The organism is Streptomyces sp. NPDC057445 (genome assembly GCF_042802855.1).
GTDB lineage: Bacteria > Actinomycetota > Actinomycetes > Streptomycetales > Streptomycetaceae > Streptomyces.
Genome location: NZ_JBHVDH010000022.1, coordinates 38,086 through 56,500, shown reverse-complemented (window position 1 = coordinate 56,500; position 18,415 = coordinate 38,086). Strand labels below are relative to the sequence as shown.

Below are 18,415 nucleotides of genomic sequence, written 5' to 3'. Positions count from 1 at the left end.
TGGGCCGGGGCTTCTTTCTCGGAGCGGACGACGAGGCTCGAACTCGCGACCTCAACCTTGGCAAGGTTGCGCTCTACCAACTGAGCTACGTCCGCATGCGCCGTAGCGCGGAGCCCACTATACCCAACCTCGCTCGCGCGCGAGACGCACCGCTGTGTGCCGGTTCTCGGCGCCCAGCTTCGCCGCGGCCGACGACAGATAGTTACGCACGGTGCCCTGGGACAGCGAGGCCCGCTCGGCGATCTCCGCGATGGGTGCACCGTCCCCGGCCAGCTCCAGGACCTCCGCCTCACGGGCGGTGAGCGGCGAGTCGCCCGCGGAGATCGCGTCGGCCGCCAACTCCGGGTCCACATAGCGGTTTCCCTGGTGGACGGTGCGGATGAGTTCGGCGAGCCGCTGGGCGCTGACGGTCTTCGGTACGAAGGCGCGCACGCCGGCCGCGAGCGCCCGCTTGAGATGCCCCGGGCGGCCGTGACTGGTGACGATCATGGTCCGGCACTGCGGCAGCTCGGCCCGCAGCGATGTGGCCACACTCACACCGTCCCCGCCGGGCATCTGCAGATCCAGCACCGCGACATCGGGCCGGTGCGCCCGTGCCATGGCGAGTGCCTCGGGCCCGGAGGCCGCCTCTGCGACGACGAGCAGATCGTCCTCGAGCGCGAGCAACGCGGCGAGCGCACCCCGGATGAGGTGTTCGTCGTCGGCGAGCAGTACGCGTACGGTCATGCGTCGGCTCCGGTGACAGGGGCGGGGGCAGAGGCAGGGGCACGGCCGGTGGCCGGGACAGGAGCAGCGACGGGAACAGGGACGGGAACAGGGACGGGAACCGTTGCCGTGAGGCGGAAACCGGAGCCCGGGGACGGAGCCGCGCTCAGGGTGCCGTCGAGCGCGGCCAGCCGCTCGCGCAGCCCGGCGAGCCCCGAGCCGCCCGGCGGCGTCACGGTCGTGTCCTCTGCGCCCGTCTGCCGTACGCCGTCGTTCTCGACGGACAGGACCGCGACCCCGTCCGTCACCGCCAGACGGATCTCGCAGCGTCGGGGATCACCGTGGCGCAGAACGTTGGTCGTCGCCTCCCGCACCACCCATCCCAGCGCCGCCCGCACCTCGCCCGGCAGGTCTTTTGCCGCTCCCGCGGTGTGACCGATGACCCGGCAGTCGATCCCGGCGGCCGTCAGCACCCCCCGTGCGCCTTCGAGTTCGACGGCGAGATCCGCCTCCCGGTACCCGCGCACCACGTCCCGCACCTCCCGCTGCGACTCCTGTGCGATCCGCTGCACCTCGATCATCTGCTCCACGGCCTCCGGGCGTTCACGCCGGGCCAGCTGCACGGCCAGCTCGCTCTTGAGCGCGATCACGGCGAGATTGCGGCCCATCACGTCGTGCAGATCGCGGCCGAAGCGCAGCCGCTCCTCGGCCACCGCGAGCTGGGCCTGCAGCTCCCGCGAACGGTCCAGCTCCCATACGGCCTTCAGCAGCCAGGACGAGAAGCCGCAGGTGAAGCCCAGCAGGCCGCCGCCCACGAGGACCCCGACGGCGATGCCGGCGGCCTCGGCCGGATCGATGCCCATGCCCGCGACCGATGCCCCGGTGGCGACGGCCGCGACCGGTACGGCGAAAAGCATGTGTCGTGCCTTGCGCAGGCACAGCACCACGGCACCGAGGGTGAAGCAGACCACCCCGAGGACTGTCGTGGAGGCCAGATATCCGTCCTTCAGCACCCCGGTGGCCCGAAGAGAGATGAGGGTCAGCGCACCGGCCGCGGTCAGCGCCACGACGCCGGACGCCAACCTGACCGGGCGTTCCCGTCTGTCCAGGGACCAGTCCAGTGCCCGGGACGAGAGCAGCCCGCTCGACGCGGCATGGACGCAGATCAGCAGACACAGGGCCAGGCCGGGCGGACTCCATCCGCCGGTGGACACCGGCACGACGCCGATCGAGGTGATTTCGACCAGGACGAAGCTGTGGAAGGACCACCGTGTGTACAGCTCGACCTTGGCCGCGTTGCTGCGGCCGCTCCACCACCCGGTCAGCCTGGACACGGCCGATCGCCCCCTTCCAGCGGCTTCTAGCGGCGCGGTTCCCAGCGGAACCACCGACGCACAGCAAACACCGAGATCACCGACCAGGCCAGTGCGTTCACCGCGACGCCGGCCAGCTCCGTCGCGTCCGCCCCGCCCTCGAGGCCCGCCTGGACGAGTCGCATCACGCCCGTCATCGGCAGCAGTTGGCACACCGAGGCAATACGGTCCGGGAGGACTTCGAGCGGGAGGAACAGCCCGGAGCCGAAGGCGGAGATCAGGAACAGCGGCATCGTGGTGATCTGCGCGCTCTCGACGGTGCGGGTGACGGCCGAGGTCGCGGCAGCGAGCGCGGTCATCAGTACGGTGCCCATCAGCAGGCCCGCTACCAGCAGTTCGGGCCGCCGTGGCCCGTCCGCGTCCAGCAGTGCCACCCCCGCGACGAGCAGCAGCGCGCACTGCGCCAGCGCCACCGCGGCGGCCGGCAGTGCGGTCCCGGCGAGGATCTCCAGGTCGGAGACCTCACCCGTGCGCAGCCGCTTGAGAACCAGCTCCTCGCGCCGCGCCGTGAAGGCGGACGTGAGGTTGAGGTACACGACCAGGATCAGCACCATCCCCATGCCGCCGGTGAGGAGTGCGTCATTGACGTCCACCTCCGTCCCGTCCAGGCCGCCCAGCGAGGAGCGCAGCACTCCCACCATGCCCACGGGCATGAGCATCGCCACGAACAGCGCGGTCCTGTTCCGTACGAGCAGGGTCAGTTCGGCGCGCCCGAGCGCGGCCAGCCGCCCGGGCGCCGTGGTTCCGGCCTTGGCCGTGGCCACCGCCCCGGACGTGGTCGTCGTGGTTGTCGTGGTCACAGCGCACCTGCCGTTTCCGTGTGAGTACGCGACTGGGCGATATCGAGAAACGCTTCTTCCAGAGAGGCCGAGCGTGCGTCGAGCCCCTCGAGCTGTACGCCGGACTCCTCGGCCCAGCGCAGCAGTTCGCCGAGCGAACGCTGAAGCTCGTGTGTGCGGACCTCGATCCGCCGTCCTTCGGCCGCGGCCCGGAGCGCGAGAGGAAGCCGCCCCGCCGGAACGCCCTGCGGCAGCAGGAAGCGGATGCGGGCCGGACGCGAGGCCGTCACCTCGGCGGGGGAACCGGTGGCGACGATCCGCCCCTGGTGCATGATCGCCAGCCGGTCGGCGAGCGACTCCGCCTCCTCCAGGTAGTGCGTGGTCAGCAGCACGGTCGTACCGTCGGCCCGAAGCTCCCGCACCAATTCCCAGGTGTCCCGCCGCCCTTCCGCGTCGAGACCGGTCGTGGGTTCGTCCAGGAACAGGACCTCCGGCCGGCCGAGCAGGGCCAGCGCCAGGTCGAGCCGTCTGCGCTCCCCGCCGGAGAGCTGCTTGACCCGTACGCGGGACCGTGCGCCGAGCCCGACAAGCTCCAGCGCCTCGCCCACCGGGCGCGCCCCGCTGGTGCAGCCCGCCCACATCCGCACGGTCTCGGTGACCGTCAGATCCGAGGGGAAGCCGCCCTCCTGGAGCATCACCCCGATCCGGGGCCGAACGGCGGCGCGCTCGCGGTACGGATCGCGGCCGAGTACGCGGACGGTGCCGCCGCTCGGCGCGGCCAGACCCTCGAGCAGCTCGACGGTGGAGGTCTTGCCCGCGCCGTTCGTGCCGAGCAGGGCGAACAGCTCGCCGCGCGCCACGGAAAGGGTGATTCCGCTCACGGCCTCGAAGCCACCGGCGTAACTGCGTCGCAGCTCACCGGCCTCGATCACGTACTCGTCGGTTTCCATGCCTCAAGGCTTCCGCGGTACAGAGGCCGCGGGCAGTGCGCGCTGTCATCACCGCGTATGACAAATGTCAGTGCCGACGGCGGACATGACGAAGGCCCCGGTCGTGAGACCGGGGCCTTCATTCCGAGCGGACGACGAGATTCGAACTCGCGACCCTCACCTTGGCAAGGTGATGCTCTACCAACTGAGCCACGTCCGCATTGCTCCCGCGCAGCTCTCACTGGGCGGTGCGTTCACCACTGTACCTGATCCACCGGAGTGGTCGGTGATGGTGCGGAGCGGGTGACAGGAATTGCACACTGCGCCTTCCCTCTGGAAGAGGGCTGTTCTACTACTGAACTACACCCGCACGCTCCGTGGGACCCGGCCTTCCGGCCTTGCCCCTCGGCGTGCTCCAGACTCTAGCCCACCTGCGGGGGTGCCGTGCAACTCGGTTGGCGGCGGGTGCCGTTCCGCGGGTTCTTCCGCCGGTGTCCCGGCGGCTGTTCAGCTCGCCTGGCGGAACGCCTCGTAGACCCGCTTGGGGATCCGGCCGCGGGCCGGCACGTCCATCTTGTTCGACTGCGCCCAGGCGCGGACGGCCGCGGGGTCGGGTTCGAGGGCGGTGTGCCGGTACTCGCTGCGTGCCTTTGCCGAGTGCTTCGACGCCTTGCGCCCCGCCGCCATGTAAGGGGCGAGAGCCTTGCGCAGTTTCTTTGCATTGGCGGGATTGAGGTCGATCTCGTACGACTTCCCGTCAAGGCCGAAGGTGACCGTTTCCGCCGCTTCTCCGCCGTCGATGTCGTCGGAGAGCGTGACCACTACGCGCTGAGCCACGGATATCGGTCCTTTCCTGCGGTTTCGCCGTGCCATGACGGTCGGGTCGGAACTGGATCGTGACCCGTCCGATGCCGGCATGCGGCGATACCGGTATTCCGGCTGATGCGGGGCAATGCAGCTTTCCGCTGCATTCCTTTGTACAGCGGTCGGCATCGCATTGTGAAGCCCAGCCAATTGCATCAGCGTGTCATCCGCAATGGGGCGGGAGAGTTTTTCCCCGGATTTTCACATGCGGTTCTCCGGATATCTATGCGCGTAGATTTTTCGGGCGGGTACGCTGAGGGAACCGCCTTCAGCACCACACCACCGGGAGTGCCAGTGGCACGCGTCGTAGTCGACGTCATGCTCAAGCCGGAGATCCTCGACCCGCAGGGCCAGGCGGTGCAGCGCGCACTGCCCCGCCTGGGCTTCGAGGGGATCGCGGACGTACGTCAGGGAAAGCGCTTCGAACTCGAGGTGGAAGGGCCGGTCGACGAGGCCGCCCTCGCCCGCATCCATGAGATGGCCGAAACGTTCCTCGCGAACACGGTCATCGAGGACTTCGTCGTAAAGGTGGAGTCGTGACGGCTCGTATCGGCGTCGTCACATTCCCTGGAACGCTCGACGACCAGGACGCACTGCGCGCGGTGCGCCTCGCGGGCGCGGAGCCCGTTTCGCTGTGGCACCGCGACAAGGACCTCAAGCAGGTCGACGCGGTCGTCCTCGCCGGCGGCTTCTCCTACGGCGACTATCTGCGGGCAGGCGCCATCTCCCGCTTCTCTCCGGTGATGGAAACGATCATCGATCAGGCGAAGGCCGGTCTTCCGGTCCTCGGTATCTGCAACGGCTTCCAGATCCTCACCGAGGCCCATCTGCTGCCGGGCGCGATGCTGCGCAACAACCATCTGCACTTCATCTGCCGTGACCAGAAGCTGCGGGTGGAGAACGCGGAGACCGCCTGGACCGCGGACTACGACCAGGGCCAGGAAATCTCCGTCCCCCTGAAGAACATGGACGGCAGGTACGTCGCCGACGAGCACGTCCTCGACGAGCTCGAGGCCGAAGGGCGGGTCGCCTTCCGCTACCTCGGCATGAACCCGAACGGCTCGCAGCGCGACATCGCCGGCATCACCAACGCGGCAGGCAATGTCGTCGGCCTGATGCCGCACCCCGAGCATGCCGTGGAGCCGCTGATCGGCACCGGCGGCACCGACGGCCTCGGATTCTTCACCTCGATCATCAAGAAGCTGGTCGCCGCATGATTCTCGACACCGTCAAGCACGCGTCCGGGACGCCCGAGGTCGAGCAGCCCTGGAAGGAGCTCGGCCTCAAGGAGGACGAGTACGCCCGGATCCGCGAGATCCTCGGCCGCCGTCCGACCGGCGCCGAGCTCGCCATGTACTCCGTGATGTGGTCCGAGCACTGCTCCTACAAGAGCAGCAAGGTCCATCTGAAGCAGTTCGGCGAGAAGGCCCCCGAGAACGACGCGCTCCTCGTCGGCATCGGCGAGAACGCGGGCGTCGTGGACGTCGGCCAGGGGTACGCGGTCACCTTCAAGGTCGAGTCGCACAACCACCCCAGCTACATCGAGCCCTACCAGGGCGCGGCCACCGGCGTCGGCGGCATCGTCCGCGACATCCTCGCCATGGGTGCCCGCCCGGTCGCCGTGATGGACCCGCTGCGCTTCGGCGCGGCCGACCACCCCGACACCAAGCGCGTCCTGCCCGGCGTCGTCGCGGGCATCGGCGGATACGGCAACTGCCTGGGCCTGCCGAACATCGGCGGCGAGGTCGTCTTCGACTCCTGCTACCAGGGCAACCCGCTGGTCAACGCCCTGTGCGTGGGTGTCATGAAGCACGAGGACATCCACCTCGCGAAGGCGTCCGGCGCCGGCAACAAGGTGATCCTCTACGGTGCCCGCACCGGCGGCGACGGGATCGGCGGCGTCTCCGTGCTGGCCTCGGAGACCTTCGAGTCGACCGGCCCGGCCAAGCGCCCGGCCGTCCAGGTCGGCGACCCCTTCCAGGAGAAGCTCCTCATCGAGTGCACCCTGGAGATCTTCAAGGAAGACCTGGTCGACGGCATCCAGGACCTCGGCGGCGCGGGCCTGTCGTGCGCGACGAGCGAGCTGGCCTCCGCCGGCTCCGGCGGTATGCGGGTCGAGCTCGACACCGTTCCGCTGCGCGACGCGACCCTCTCGCCCGAGGAGATCCTCATGAGCGAGTCGCAGGAGCGCATGTGCGCCATCGTCGAGCCGGACAAGGTCGACCGCTTCCTGGAGATCTGCGAGAAGTGGGACGTCATCGCCACCGTCATCGGTGAGGTGACAGAGGGCGACCGTCTGGAGATCTTCTGGCACGGCGAGCAGATCGTGGACGTGCCGCCGCGGACCGTCGCCCACGAGGGCCCGGTGTACGAGCGTCCGTACGCCCGTCCCGACTGGCAGGACGCGCTGCAGGCCGACGACGCGGGCTCGCTGCCGCGCCCGGCGACCCCGGAGGAACTGCGCGAGCAGGTCCTCGAGCTGGTCGCCTCCCCGAACCAGGCCTCCAAGGCGTGGATCACGGACCAGTACGACCGGTTCGTGCAGGGCAACACCGTCCTCGCCCAGCCCGAGGACTCCGGCATGGTCCGTATCGACCCCGACACCAACCTCGGTGTCGCGGTCGCGACGGACGGCAACGGCCGGTACGCGAAGCTCGACCCGTACACGGGCGCGCAGCTCGCGCTGGCCGAGTCGTACCGCAATGTCGCCGCGTCCGGCGCCAAGCCGCTCGCGATCTCCAACTGCCTGAACTTCGGTTCGCCCGAGGACCCGGCCGTCATGTGGCAGTTCGCCGAGGCGACCCGTGGTCTCGCGGACGGCTGCCTGCAGCTCGGCACGCCGGTGACCGGCGGAAATGTCTCGCTCTACAACCAGACGGGCGAGACCGCGATCCACCCGACGCCGGTCGTGGCCGTCCTCGGTGTGATCGACGACGTCACCCGCCGTACGCCGATCGCCTTCGCCGAAGAGGGCCAGCTCCTCTATCTGCTGGGTGAGACGCGTGAGGAGTTCGGCGGATCGGCCTGGTCGCAGGTCGTCCACGACCATCTCGGCGGTCTGCCGCCGAAGGTCGACCTGGACCGCGAGAAGCTGCTCGCCGAGATCCTGATCTCGGCCTCCCGCGACGGCATGATCGACGCGGCGCACGACCTGTCGGACGGCGGTCTGATCCAGGCCGTCACCGAGTCCTGCCTGCGCGGCGGCAAGGGTGCGCGGCTGATCGTCCCGGACGGCCTGGACGCGTTCACCTTCCTGTTCAGCGAGTCGGCGGGCCGCGCGGTCGTCGCCGTCCCGCGCAGCGAGGAGCTCCGCTTCACCGACATGTGCGGGGCGCGGGCCCTGCCCGCCACGCGGATCGGTGTGGTCGACGGGGACACCGTGGAGGTGCAGGGCGAGTTCGGCATCCCGCTGAGCGAGCTGCGCACCGCGCACGAGGAGACCGTTCCGGGTCTGCTCGCCTAGAGACCGACAGAGCACCGACGACAGCAGCCCCCGTTCGGACCGGGTCCGGGCGGGGGCTTTGTCGTCACCCGGTTGATTGGAGTTACGTAATTACGTAATCTGTGGACATGGAGCTGGAGGAGCGCGTCGCCGAGCTCGAACGGCGGACGGCGGCGCTGGAGCGCGCCGGGGCAGCCGGGTCGGCCTCGCCGACCGTGGGCGAGGCCGACTTCTGGGCCCTCGAAGGCCTGAAGCAGCAGCTGGCCGGGGCCGGGGCCGATGACGGCGGCGTGCTGTTCACCGGCGCCGTCCGGCTGCCCACCGGGGAGCGGTACGAATGGCAGATCGGCGCCGGGACCGAGGATCTGCTGGAGGACGACTGGTCCGGGGCCGCCGACACCTTCGCGGCGCTCGGCCATCCCGTACGGCTTCGGCTGTTGCGGGAGATCATCGGCGGCCGGCGCACCGCGGCCGCGCTGTCGGAGCTGGAAGATCTCGGCACGACCGGCCAGATCTACCACCATCTGCGCCAGCTGACCGCCGCGGGCTGGCTGCACACCACGGGGCGCGGGCGCTACGAGGTCCCGGGGATCCGGGTGGTCCCGTTGCTGGTGGTACTGACCGCGGCACGTCCGTAGGGGGAATCGTTCATGTCCGTGCACAGGTCCGCGGTGCTGCTCCACCGCGCACTCTGGCTGGTGTTCATCACGCAGGCGATCCTGTCGCCCTTCGTGGACCTGCCGTACGACTACTGGCTGGGCTGGCTGCCGGGACTGGCCGCCATCGCCCTGGGCTTCCGCCTGCGGGCGATCGAGGAGCGCCGCGTTCGCGCCGGGGCACCGGCGCCCGTCGAGACCGAGCCTCCGGTTACGGGCCGGTGGTCCGCGCAGAACAGCCCCGCCGACCGGGTGCCGAGTCACGGCACGCACAGCCGCGGCCAGACGTACGCCATCGACATCGTCGCCGAGTCCGACGAGCGGCCCCGGCCCCCGTTCTCCCCGCTGTGGCCGATCGCCCGCCGCAACGGGGCCTTCCCCGCCTTCGGCGCGGAACTGCGCGCCGTCGCCGACGCGACCGTCGTCCACGCCTGCGACCACCGCAGGGACCATCTCAGCCGTACCTCCTGGCCGGGTCTGATCTACATGCTGATTGTCGAGGGCGTGGTCCGCGGCGTCGCGGGGCGAGGACAGATCTTCGGCAATCACCTCGTCCTCGACCTCGGCGACGGGACGTACGCGGCCTACGCACACGTCCAGCGCGGTTCGCTCCAGGTACGGGAGGGAGACCGGGTGTACGCGGGCCAGGCCGTCGCGCGCTGCGGGAACTCGGGGAACTCGAGCGAGCCGCACGTCCACTTCCAGCTGATGGACGGACCGGACCTCGACAGGGCGCGGGGGATCCCCTTCACCTGGCGGGGCATCGGCGTACCGAAGAACGGCGAGACCTTCACGGCGGATCCGGCCGTCCCGGAGACGTCGGCATGAGGCGGTTCTGCCCCGCTCCCAAGGGGGAGCGGGGCAGAACCCCGCCTGTCGGCCGCCCGGCCTAAGAGGGCAGGCTCCAGAAGGCGTCCCACACGTCGATGTCCTCGACGCACTCGTCTATGTCGGAGATCTTGCCGCCCACGATCGTGAAGAACAGCCCGTCGTTCATCTCGATCCCACGGTCGGCCCGCTCGGCGAAGCTCCGGTGGAAGGCCATGACGTGGCCTCGGCCGTCGGCGGCGACCATCTGCGGATCGGCCCGGTAGGTGCCGTGGGTCAGCTCGGAGATCTTCCCGTACATCTCCAGCACCGCGTCGCGGCCCTTGTGGTGTCCGGAGACCGGGTTGTCCCCGGGAACATGGTGGACGACGTCCGTCGTCATCATGGATGCGAGGGTGTCCATGTCACCCTTGCGGAACGCTTCGTAGCCCCGGCGGACCAGGGCGCAGTCCGGGTGCTCGGACATGGTCGGGTCACACCTTTCATGCAGGTAGGTCTATCCTTCCGCTCCCCCAATCCTCCGCCGGGCCCGCGCCCGCCGCCAGGCGGAAGCGATTAGCCTCGCCCCATGCCACCAGCCAGGAAGCGCGCCCGCACCCGCAGCTATGACTCAGCCAGGATCCGGGCCGCGGTGCTCGCCCAGTTCGGGCATGTGCGTGCGACGGTGCGGACGCTGACGCCCGAGCAGCTCGCGCTGCCCACCCGGCTCGAGGGCTGGACCGTCCGGGAGCTGGCCGCACACTTCGCCCTGGTCGTCGGTGCCGTCACCCGGCAGGTGCGGCAGCCGGAGCCCCCGAAGGCGGAAGTCGCCCTGCTGGACTGGCCTTTCACGACGGCCGGGTGGGCAAGGGCGATCGACGAGGACACCCGGACGATCGTCGAGGCCGCCGACGACCTCGACGCCCTCTACGAGGTGACCGCCACGGAGATCGCCGACACCCTGGCGAGCACCCCCGACGACCGGCTGATCCGGACCCGCATGGGAGCGATGAGCCTCGGGGACTACCTGGTCACTCGCACGGTAGAACTCGTCGTCCACACCGACGACTTGAACGCCGCAACCGGTCTCGGCACCGCGTACGACCGGCAGGCGCTCGCCTCCTGTGTGCGGCTGCTCGCGGACGCGCTCGCCGTGAAGGCGCCGGGCGGCGCAGTGGAGGTGCGGATCCCGCCGTACGCCGTGGTGCAGTGCGTCGAAGGCCCCCGGCACACGCGAGGCACCCCGCCGAACGTCGTCGAGACCGACCCGCTGACCTGGATCAGGCTGGCCACGGGCCGCACGGAGTGGTCCGAGGCGGTCGGCCGGGCGAAGGTGGGCGCGAGCGGCGAGCGCGCCGACATTTCGGGGCTGCTGCCGCTCATGAGCTGAGGGAACCGGAGTCACAGCCGTATCGTCAGAGCGACATGCGAACCAAGCTGATCGTTCCCGCTGCGGCGGTCGTGACCGCCGCCCTCACGCTCACCGCCTGCGGCGCCGAGTCGGGCGCGGGCAGCGCGGGCGGTTCCGTACGGCCCGAGCTGCCCGTCACAGGTGTGCACTGGTCCGTCGACAGCGTCACCGTCGGCGGGAAGAAGAAGGCCGCCCCCGAGGACGCCCATGTCGAGATCGACTCCAAGGGGCGGGCCCAGGGCAACTACGGCTGCAACCACTTCGGCGCCGATGTCACCGTGGACGGCGACACGATCACCGTCGGCCGGAGCGAGCAGACCGAGATGAGCTGCCCCGACCTCGACTTCGAGAGCGCCATGAGCAAGGTCTTCTCCGGCAAGCTCAAGGCCGAGCTCGAGGGCGGCAACCTCACCCTGACCACGGCCGACGGGGACTCCATCGCCCTGACGAAGGAGAGCTCCGCCCCGCTCGCGGGCACAGAGTGGACCGTCACCTCCCTGCAGGACGGCGAAACCGCGACATCGCTGCCCGCCGGCACCGGGAAGAAGGCGCACTTCGTCCTCGGCAAGGACGGTTCCGTGCGCGGCAACCTCGGCTGCAACACCTTCAGCGCCACGGCGAAGATCTCCGAGTCCGGATCGACCATCACCTTCGGCCGGCTGGCGACGACCCGCAGGATCTGCCCGGAGCCGCAGATGACGCTGGAACGGGCGGTGAGCAAGGTGCTGCAGGGCAAGGCGACGTACGAGCTGCGCCACCGAGGGCTGACCCTGACCGCCGACGACGGCAAGGGGCTGGCGGCGACGGCCCCCTGACCGCCGTCGTCCGGGCCCCCTGACCGCCGTCGTCCGGGCCTCCTGACCGCCGTCGTCCGGGCCTCCTGACCGCCGTCCGGTCCGCTGACCGTCGTCCGGGCCCCTGACCGCCGTCCGGGCCCCCTGACCGCCGTCCGGGGTCCGCCGAGCGACCCCGGCGAACCCGCCGGAGGGGGCCGGATCGACGGGCACAGGGCCTCCGCGGGCGCACCTCCGGGCAGCGCGGAGAGTGACATGCGGCACGCCCCGACCCGCCTCATGGGCCCCCGTAGGACCCCCCAAAGGCTTCATTACGCGGCTTTTGTACGAACCTCCGAGCCGCCCGGAGCTCCTTTCGGCCCGTCCCCAATTCGGACCAGTGGTCGATCTCGCCTACACTCGGTGCCGTGCCACGTGGTGACGGACGACTCAACCACGACCTGCTCCCCGGCGAGAAGGGCCCCCAGGACGCTTGCGGCGTCTTCGGTGTCTGGGCTCCGGGCGAAGAGGTCGCCAAGCTCACGTACTTCGGGCTCTACGCCCTCCAACACCGGGGCCAGGAATCCGCGGGTATCGCGGTCAGCAACGGCTCCCAGATCCTCGTCTTCAAGGACATGGGCCTCGTGTCCCAGGTCTTCGACGAGACCTCTCTCGGCTCCCTCCAGGGTCATATCGCGGTCGGTCACGCCCGCTACTCGACCACCGGTGCCTCCGTGTGGGAGAACGCGCAGCCGACCTTCCGGGCGACCGCCCACGGCTCCATCGCGCTCGGCCACAACGGCAATCTGGTCAACACGGTCCAGCTCGCCGAGATGGTCGCCGACCTGCCCCGCAAGGACGGCCGCGCGACCCAGGTGGCCGCCACCAACGACACCGACCTCGTCACCGCGCTGCTCGCCGGGCAGACCGACGAGGACGGCAAGCCGCTGACCATCGAGGATGCGGCCACCAAGGTCCTCCCCGAGGTCAGGGGAGCCTTCTCCCTCGTCTTCATGGACGAGCACACCCTCTACGCGGCCCGTGACCCGCAGGGCATCCGCCCGCTGGTCCTCGGCCGGCTCGAGCGCGGCTGGGTGGTCGCATCCGAGACCGCGGCCCTCGACATCTGCGGCGCGAGCTTCGTCCGCGAGATCGAGCCGGGCGAGCTCATCGCCATCGACGAGAACGGTCTCCGCACCTCTCGATTCGCAGAAGCGAAGCCCAAGGGCTGTGTTTTCGAGTACGTCTACCTCGCCCGGCCCGACACCGACATCGCCGGTCGCAACGTCTATCTCTCCCGTGTCGAGATGGGCCGCCGCCTCGCGAAGGAAGCGCCCGCCGAGGCCGACCTGGTCATAGCGACGCCGGAGTCCGGCACCCCCGCGGCCATCGGCTACGCGGAGGCTTCCGGCATCCCCTACGGCGCGGGACTGGTCAAGAACGCCTACGTCGGCCGGACCTTCATCCAGCCGTCGCAGACCATCCGCCAGCTCGGCATCCGCCTCAAGCTCAATCCCCTGAAGGAAGTCATCAAGGGGAAGCGCCTGGTGGTCGTCGACGACTCGATCGTCCGCGGCAACACCCAGCGCGCGCTGGTGCGGATGCTCCGCGAGGCCGGGGCCGCCGAGGTCCACATCCGGATCTCGTCCCCGCCCGTCAAGTGGCCGTGCTTCTTCGGCATAGATTTCGCGACCCGTGCCGAGCTCATCGCCAACGGCATGACCATCGACGAGATCGGCACGTCGCTCGGCGCCGACTCCCTCTCGTACATCTCCATCGACGGCATGATCGAGGCCACGACCATCGACAAGCCGAACCTGTGCCGCGCCTGCTTCGACGGCGAGTACCCGATGGACCTGCCCGATCCCGAGCTGCTCGGCAAGCAGCTGCTCGAGACCGAGCTGGCGGGCGGCACGGACGCGGCCGACGCGCTGCGTCGTCCGTAACCCTCTCCAGGCCTCGTTCCACCAATCCGAAAGATCCCAGGCAATGTCTGCTGTGTTCGATCAGGGGACCCCGTCCCCGGGACCTACCGGTGCCTCCTACGCGGCCGCGGGTGTCGACATCGAGGCGGGCGACCGCGCCGTCGAGCTCATGAAGGAGTGGGTGAAGAAGACCAGGCGCCCCGAGGTTCTCGGCGGCATCGGCGGCTTCGCCGGCCTCTTCGACGTCTCGGCCCTCAAGCGCTACGAGCGCCCGCTGCTCGCCTCCGCGACCGACGGTGTCGGCACGAAGGTCGATCTGGCCCGCCAGATGGGCGTGTACGACACGATCGGCCATGACCTCGTCGCGATGGTCATGGACGACATCGTCGTCTGCGGAGCCGAGCCGCTCTTCATGACCGACTACATCTGCGTCGGGAAGGTGCACCCGGAGCGGGTCGCCGCCATCGTCAAGGGCATCGCCGAGGGCTGTGTCCTGGCCGGCACCGCACTCGTCGGCGGCGAGACCGCGGAGCACCCGGGGCTGCTCGGCCCGGACGACTTCGATGTCGCGGGCGCGGGCACGGGAGTGGTGGAGGCCGACCGGCTCCTGGGCGCGGATCGTATCCGTACGGGGGACGCGGTGATCGCCATGGCGTCCTCCGGCCTTCACTCGAACGGGTACTCACTGGTGCGCCATGTGGTCTTCGACCGGGCCGGCTGGGCACTGGACCGGGAGATCCCGGAGTTCGGCCGCACCCTCGGCGAGGAGCTGCTGGAGCCCACCAAGATCTACTCGCTCGACTGCCTGGCCCTGACCCGGACCACCGAGGTGCACGCCTTCAGTCACATCACCGGCGGCGGGCTCGCGGCCAATCTGGCCCGGGTCGTCCCGGACGATCTGCACGCCGTGGTCGACCGCGCGACCTGGGCACCGGGCGCGGTCTTCGACCTCGTCGGCACGGCAGGTCAGGTCGAGCGGCCGGAGCTGGAGAAGACCCTCAACATGGGCGTCGGCATGATCGCCGTCGTACCCGAGGCGTCGGTCGACGTGGCGCTCACGACCCTCGCCGACCGCGGGGTCGACGCCTGGGTCGCGGGCGAGATCGTCGGGCGCGGCGAGCACAGCACGGGCGCGGCCCTGGTGAACGACTACGCGAGCTGAGCGGCGTTCCTGAGCCGAACAGCACAGAACCCGGTCCGAGGCCAGGCCCCGGACCGGGTTTCACGTGCGATGGCGTCAAGCGCCGCGGCGCTGGGACGACGGACCGGACTCGTCGTCGTCCTCGTCGTCCTCGTCATCGTTGTACAGCTCCGCGTAGCGGGCGTACGGGTCGTCGTCCTCGTCGTCGTCCTCGAACGGCTCGCCGTTCGGCGGCTGGCTCGAAATCGGACTCGCCGTCGATGCGCCCAGCTCGTTGGCCAGACGCGACAGGTCAGTCCCGCCGCTGTTGTACTTCAGCTGGCGGGCGACCTTCGTCTGCTTGGCCTTGGCCCGGCCGCGCCCCATGGCTCGACCCCCTCGGTGACGGGGCTCGACGGCCCCAGAGTCTTGACACGCGTTCATGAGTCGGAACGGGCTCTCCTCGAAGAGACCGGTCCGTAGAGCTTCAACGGTACCTGCTTCCGCGGCCATACGGTACGCCGCCCGCATGACGTGCCACCTCGCAGAACCGGCGAGGTGCCCCGTCCTCGCTGGTCAACCGCGATTTTAACCTCTTCTCGGCGGTCGACCCGCCGACCGGCGTGAGTCTTCTCTCCCCGGTCGGCGGTGACCCTCTCCAGGACGCTAGGCGCGGCGCGCCTCCGACATCCGCTGCTCGGCGATCCGGTCGGCCGCGGCGGCCGGCGGAATGCCGTCTTCCTTCGCGCGTGCGAATATCGCCAGCGTGGTGTCGAAGATCTTCGCCGCCTTCGTCTTGCACCGGTCGAAGTCGAAGCCGTGCAGCTCGTCGGCGACCTGGATCACGCCGCCCGCGTTCACGACGTAGTCCGGCGCGTAGAGGATGTGGCGGTCCGCGAGGTCCTTCTCGACGCCCGGGTGCGCGAGCTGGTTGTTGGCGGCGCCGCACACCACCTTCGCCGTCAGGACGGGCACGCTCGCGTCGTTCAGTGCACCGCCGAGCGCACAGGGCGCGTAGATGTCCAGGTCCTCGGTGCGGATCAGTGCGTCGGTGTCCTTGGCCACCACGACCTGCGGGAACCTGTCGGTGATACGGCGCACCGACTCCTCCCGTACGTCCGTGACGACGACCTCGGCACCGTCCTCGAGCAGATGCTCGACCAGGTAGTGACCGACCTTGCCGACACCCGCGACACCGACCTTGCGGCCGCGCAGGGTCGGGTCGCCCCACTGGTGCTGGGCGGAGGCACGCATGCCCTGGAAGACGCCGTAGGCGGTGAGGACCGAAGAGTCGCCCGCCCCGCCGTTCTCGGGGGAGCGTCCGGTGGTCCACTTGTTCTCGCGCGCCACGATGTCCATGTCGGCCACGTAGGTGCCGACGTCGCAGGCCGTGACGTAACGGCCACCGAGCGATGCCACGAACCGGCCGTAGGCCAGGAGCAGCTCCTCGGTCTTGATCCGCTCCGGGTCCCCGATGATCACGGCCTTGCCGCCGCCGTGGTCGAGGCCCGCCATGGCGTTCTTGTACGACATCCCGCGCGAGAGGTTCAGCGCGTCGGCCACGGCCGCCTCCTCCGAGGCGTACGGGTAGAAGCGCGTGCCACCGAGGGCCGGGCCCAGGGCGGTCGAGTGGATGGCGATGACGGCCTTCAGGCCACTGGCACGGTCCTGGCACAGCACGACTTGCTCGTGGCCCCCCTGGTCCGAGTGGAACAGGGTGTGCAGTACGTCGACAGAGGCGCCGGTCACATCGGTCACGGTGGTGACTCCCAAGTACGAAGCGGCGATTGAGGACCTCCGTGTGACCTCCCCCGTGCTTTTGGCCGGGGAAAGGGTGGGGAGGGTCCGGTTGGGCAAGAGAGTAAGTCCTACGGGTGCGTAGATCCGACCCGGTGCCGAGGATCACCCTCTCCTGGAGTACGCGCGTGGAAGGATTCGCACATGCCGGCCGTCACTTCTGTGCTCGTCCCGTACGCCTCCTACCTGCGGGTCTACGAGCCGTTGGCGGCCTTTCCCGAACCGGAGCGGGGCCACTGGGCACGCTACGCCCGCAAGGCCGTCACGCCCACCGCCCAGGACGAGCTGCGGCGCTCGCTGGCGGATCTGCTGCCCACCCCGCCGGTGCCGGTGCCCGTCCACGAGAGCGCCGACGCCTTTGTCGCCGAGGTCGACGGCGTGGTCTGTGTGTGCCCCTGGCGCACCAGGCTGCGCGGCTGGCTGGCCCTGGAGGAGCTGACGGAGACGCTGCCGTCGCCGGTGCTGGACGCGGTGCTGCCCCCGGTGGTGCGAGGACAGGCCGCCGCGGACTACGAGGCCTGGCGCGCCAGGAATCCCGATGCCCGTCCGTGGATCAGGACGGCGGTGTGGCAGGTGCCGGTGCGCTGGTTCACGCTCTTCGCCGACGAGGAGCGCGAGTACGAGCCGGGGGAGGTGCCCGGGGAGCCACCGGTGCTGCGCTACCGAACGCCGATGGTGCAGGCCAGGCGCAGGCTGGCGCGCGCGCTGAGGACGCTGCGCGAGTCGGTCGACGGGGGACCTCTCACGGAGGGCCTGGTAGATGTGGGGCGATGGCTGGAAGAGTTCCATCCGCGCTCCCTGGTCGAGCTCGACTACGGCGGACTCGTCCATGCCCTCCCACCGGATCACCTCGCCGGGGACCGCTCGGCGGCGGATCTCGCCGAGGGGATCGCGGCACTGAGGGCCGGCGACGGCGAGGGCGCGGGCGAGGCGTACGGGCGGCTGTCGGAACGCTGGCGGGTGGTCCGGGACCGGCAGTTCGCGAACTGAACCATCGGTGACGAGATGGTTGACAGGGCATGACCCGGACGTAGGTCTTGATCCGGGCCTTTGGCTCAAGCGTGACGGACAGCACTAAGTCGTCTCTTGCGCCGCTCGCCCACCCTCGTGCCAAAATAGGACAAGGAGTCCGGGGAGGGTTCCTTCCGTCTAAATAAAGGCGGATTACTCGGCATTGCGCTCTATGGGGGGTCTGATGACTCCTGATCGCTCTGTGACTGATCGTCACTGTGAGGTGACTGTCCGTTATGGCATGGTCCATCGGCTTCCGCCGCTGATGAACACCTGAGAGGGCAATTCCATCGGTTTGGCCGACGTGGCTGGACAGATGGTGTAGTTGTAGTGCCGAGGACAAGCCGTTCGTCCTATAACCGACTCGGCCCGCGTCCGCCATTTCGGGCAACGCGGGTCAAGGTGCAGAATTTAGAGGAAAGAACCGAGAAGGTTCGGTTCTCCCGAGGAGGCCGCTCATGACCGCTCGCACCCCTGATGCCGAGCCGCTGCTGACCCCGGCTGAGGTTGCCACGATGTTCCGCGTGGATCCGAAGACGGTCACGCGCTGGGCCAAGGCAGGCAAGCTCACGTCCATCCGCACGCTTGGTGGGCATCGCCGGTACCGCGAGGCAGAGGTCCGCGCACTGCTTGCGGGTATTCCGCAGCAGCGCAGCGAGGCCTGACACCCCGATATCAGGGCATAGCCGGGACCCCCAATCCCGCAGCCCGACACAGAGCTCGACACGGCGGGCGCCTGCCCCAACAGGTTTCGTCGTCGATCGCGCTGGACTCCGCCGGGTCCAGCGCGATCTTTTTTATGTCCCGGGGCCGGGCCCCCGAG

The 18,415-nt window shown here is 69.6% G+C and carries 19 protein-coding genes and 3 tRNA genes; 11 read left to right on the top strand and 11 right to left on the bottom strand.

Going from position 1 to position 18,415, the window contains the following annotated elements:
• Positions 1 to 22: 22 nt before the first annotated feature.
• The 8 genes from ACFU5O_RS31180 to ACFU5O_RS31145 form a co-directional block, all read right to left on the bottom strand.
• A tRNA-Gly gene (locus ACFU5O_RS31180) sits at positions 23 to 95 on the bottom strand.
• A gap of 22 nt (positions 96 to 117) precedes the next feature.
• Positions 118 to 726, bottom strand: coding sequence for a response regulator (locus tag ACFU5O_RS31175; RefSeq protein ID WP_384245544.1), 609 nt, complete (start codon positions 724 to 726; stop codon positions 118 to 120).
• Positions 723 to 2,039, bottom strand: a complete 1,317-nt coding sequence (locus tag ACFU5O_RS31170; protein WP_384245542.1) for a sensor histidine kinase — start codon at positions 2,037 to 2,039, stop codon at positions 723 to 725. The genes ACFU5O_RS31175 and ACFU5O_RS31170 overlap by 4 nt, the downstream gene beginning before the upstream one ends.
• A gap of 26 nt (positions 2,040 to 2,065) precedes the next feature.
• Positions 2,066 to 2,878 carry an ABC transporter permease gene (locus tag ACFU5O_RS31165; RefSeq protein WP_384245541.1) on the bottom strand — a complete coding sequence of 271 codons (813 nt, stop codon included), beginning with the start codon at positions 2,876 to 2,878 and terminating at the stop codon, positions 2,066 to 2,068.
• A complete protein-coding gene (locus tag ACFU5O_RS31160) occupies positions 2,875 to 3,807 on the bottom strand; it encodes an ABC transporter ATP-binding protein (protein WP_384245540.1) in 933 nt (310 codons plus the stop codon). Before ACFU5O_RS31160 ends, ACFU5O_RS31165 begins: the two co-directional genes overlap by 4 nt.
• A gap of 126 nt (positions 3,808 to 3,933) precedes the next feature.
• A tRNA-Gly gene (locus tag ACFU5O_RS31155) sits at positions 3,934 to 4,006 on the bottom strand.
• A gap of 78 nt (positions 4,007 to 4,084) precedes the next feature.
• Positions 4,085 to 4,156: transfer RNA gene (locus ACFU5O_RS31150), tRNA-Gly, on the bottom strand.
• 137 nt (positions 4,157 to 4,293) lie between these two features.
• Positions 4,294 to 4,623: an Lsr2 family protein gene (locus ACFU5O_RS31145; RefSeq protein ID WP_384245539.1), complete on the bottom strand. Its 330-nt coding sequence runs from the start codon at positions 4,621 to 4,623 to the stop codon at positions 4,294 to 4,296.
• A gap of 321 nt (positions 4,624 to 4,944) precedes the next feature.
• On the opposite strand from ACFU5O_RS31145, the gene purS reads away from it, so the two are divergent.
• The 5 genes from purS (at position 4,945) to ACFU5O_RS31120 (ending at position 9,576) form a co-directional block, all read left to right on the top strand.
• Positions 4,945 to 5,190, top strand: coding sequence for a phosphoribosylformylglycinamidine synthase subunit PurS (gene purS / locus ACFU5O_RS31140; RefSeq protein WP_242338389.1), 246 nt, complete (start codon positions 4,945 to 4,947; stop codon positions 5,188 to 5,190).
• Positions 5,187 to 5,867, top strand: coding sequence for a phosphoribosylformylglycinamidine synthase subunit PurQ (gene purQ, locus ACFU5O_RS31135; RefSeq protein WP_384245538.1), 681 nt, complete (start codon positions 5,187 to 5,189; stop codon positions 5,865 to 5,867). The genes purS and purQ overlap by 4 nt, the downstream gene beginning before the upstream one ends.
• Positions 5,864 to 8,113, top strand: coding sequence for a phosphoribosylformylglycinamidine synthase subunit PurL (purL, locus tag ACFU5O_RS31130; RefSeq protein WP_384245536.1), 2,250 nt, complete (start codon positions 5,864 to 5,866; stop codon positions 8,111 to 8,113). The genes purQ and purL overlap by 4 nt, the downstream gene beginning before the upstream one ends.
• Before the next feature lie 107 nt (positions 8,114 to 8,220).
• Positions 8,221 to 8,730, top strand: coding sequence for an ArsR/SmtB family transcription factor (locus tag ACFU5O_RS31125; protein WP_384245535.1), 510 nt, complete (start codon positions 8,221 to 8,223; stop codon positions 8,728 to 8,730).
• A gap of 12 nt (positions 8,731 to 8,742) precedes the next feature.
• Positions 8,743 to 9,576, top strand: coding sequence for a M23 family metallopeptidase (locus tag ACFU5O_RS31120; protein ID WP_384245534.1), 834 nt, complete (start codon positions 8,743 to 8,745; stop codon positions 9,574 to 9,576).
• 61 nt (positions 9,577 to 9,637) lie between these two features.
• Here the strand turns inward: ACFU5O_RS31120 and ACFU5O_RS31115 are convergent, their stop codons facing one another.
• Positions 9,638 to 10,042: a nuclear transport factor 2 family protein gene (locus ACFU5O_RS31115; protein ID WP_384245532.1), complete on the bottom strand. Its 405-nt coding sequence runs from the start codon at positions 10,040 to 10,042 to the stop codon at positions 9,638 to 9,640.
• A gap of 102 nt (positions 10,043 to 10,144) precedes the next feature.
• Here ACFU5O_RS31115 and ACFU5O_RS31110 point away from each other — a divergent pair, with 102 nt between their 5' ends.
• From ACFU5O_RS31110 to purM, 4 genes are all read left to right on the top strand, one after another.
• Positions 10,145 to 10,945 carry a sterol carrier family protein gene (locus ACFU5O_RS31110; protein WP_384245531.1) on the top strand — a complete coding sequence of 267 codons (801 nt, stop codon included), beginning with the start codon at positions 10,145 to 10,147 and terminating at the stop codon, positions 10,943 to 10,945.
• Between the two features lie 35 nt (positions 10,946 to 10,980).
• The gene (locus ACFU5O_RS31105; protein WP_384245530.1) at positions 10,981 to 11,781 is read left to right on the top strand and encodes an META domain-containing protein; all 801 of its coding nucleotides are present in this window, start codon (positions 10,981 to 10,983) and stop codon (positions 11,779 to 11,781) included.
• A 386-nt stretch (positions 11,782 to 12,167) separates the two neighbouring features.
• Positions 12,168 to 13,685, top strand: coding sequence for an amidophosphoribosyltransferase (gene purF / locus ACFU5O_RS31100; protein WP_384245528.1), 1,518 nt, complete (start codon positions 12,168 to 12,170; stop codon positions 13,683 to 13,685).
• Positions 13,686 to 13,728: 43 nt separating this feature from the next.
• The gene (gene purM, locus ACFU5O_RS31095; RefSeq protein WP_384245527.1) at positions 13,729 to 14,826 is read left to right on the top strand and encodes a phosphoribosylformylglycinamidine cyclo-ligase; all 1,098 of its coding nucleotides are present in this window, start codon (positions 13,729 to 13,731) and stop codon (positions 14,824 to 14,826) included.
• A gap of 75 nt (positions 14,827 to 14,901) precedes the next feature.
• On the opposite strand, the gene ACFU5O_RS31090 is transcribed toward purM, so the two are convergent.
• Entirely contained in the window at positions 14,902 to 15,171 is a 270-nt protein-coding gene (locus ACFU5O_RS31090; RefSeq protein ID WP_384245526.1) for a DUF3073 domain-containing protein, read from the bottom strand.
• 279 nt (positions 15,172 to 15,450) lie between these two features.
• A complete protein-coding gene (locus tag ACFU5O_RS31085) occupies positions 15,451 to 16,542 on the bottom strand; it encodes a Leu/Phe/Val dehydrogenase (RefSeq protein WP_384245525.1) in 1,092 nt (363 codons plus the stop codon).
• Positions 16,543 to 16,725: 183 nt separating this feature from the next.
• Here ACFU5O_RS31085 and ACFU5O_RS31080 point away from each other — a divergent pair, with 183 nt between their 5' ends.
• Both ACFU5O_RS31080 and bldC read left to right on the top strand, forming a co-directional pair.
• Positions 16,726 to 17,571, top strand: a complete 846-nt coding sequence (locus ACFU5O_RS31080; RefSeq protein ID WP_384245523.1) for a hypothetical protein — start codon at positions 16,726 to 16,728, stop codon at positions 17,569 to 17,571.
• Between the two features lie 479 nt (positions 17,572 to 18,050).
• Positions 18,051 to 18,257, top strand: a complete 207-nt coding sequence (gene bldC, locus ACFU5O_RS31075; RefSeq protein WP_003949541.1) for a developmental transcriptional regulator BldC — start codon at positions 18,051 to 18,053, stop codon at positions 18,255 to 18,257.
• The last annotated feature ends 158 nt before the right edge of the window (positions 18,258 to 18,415 follow it).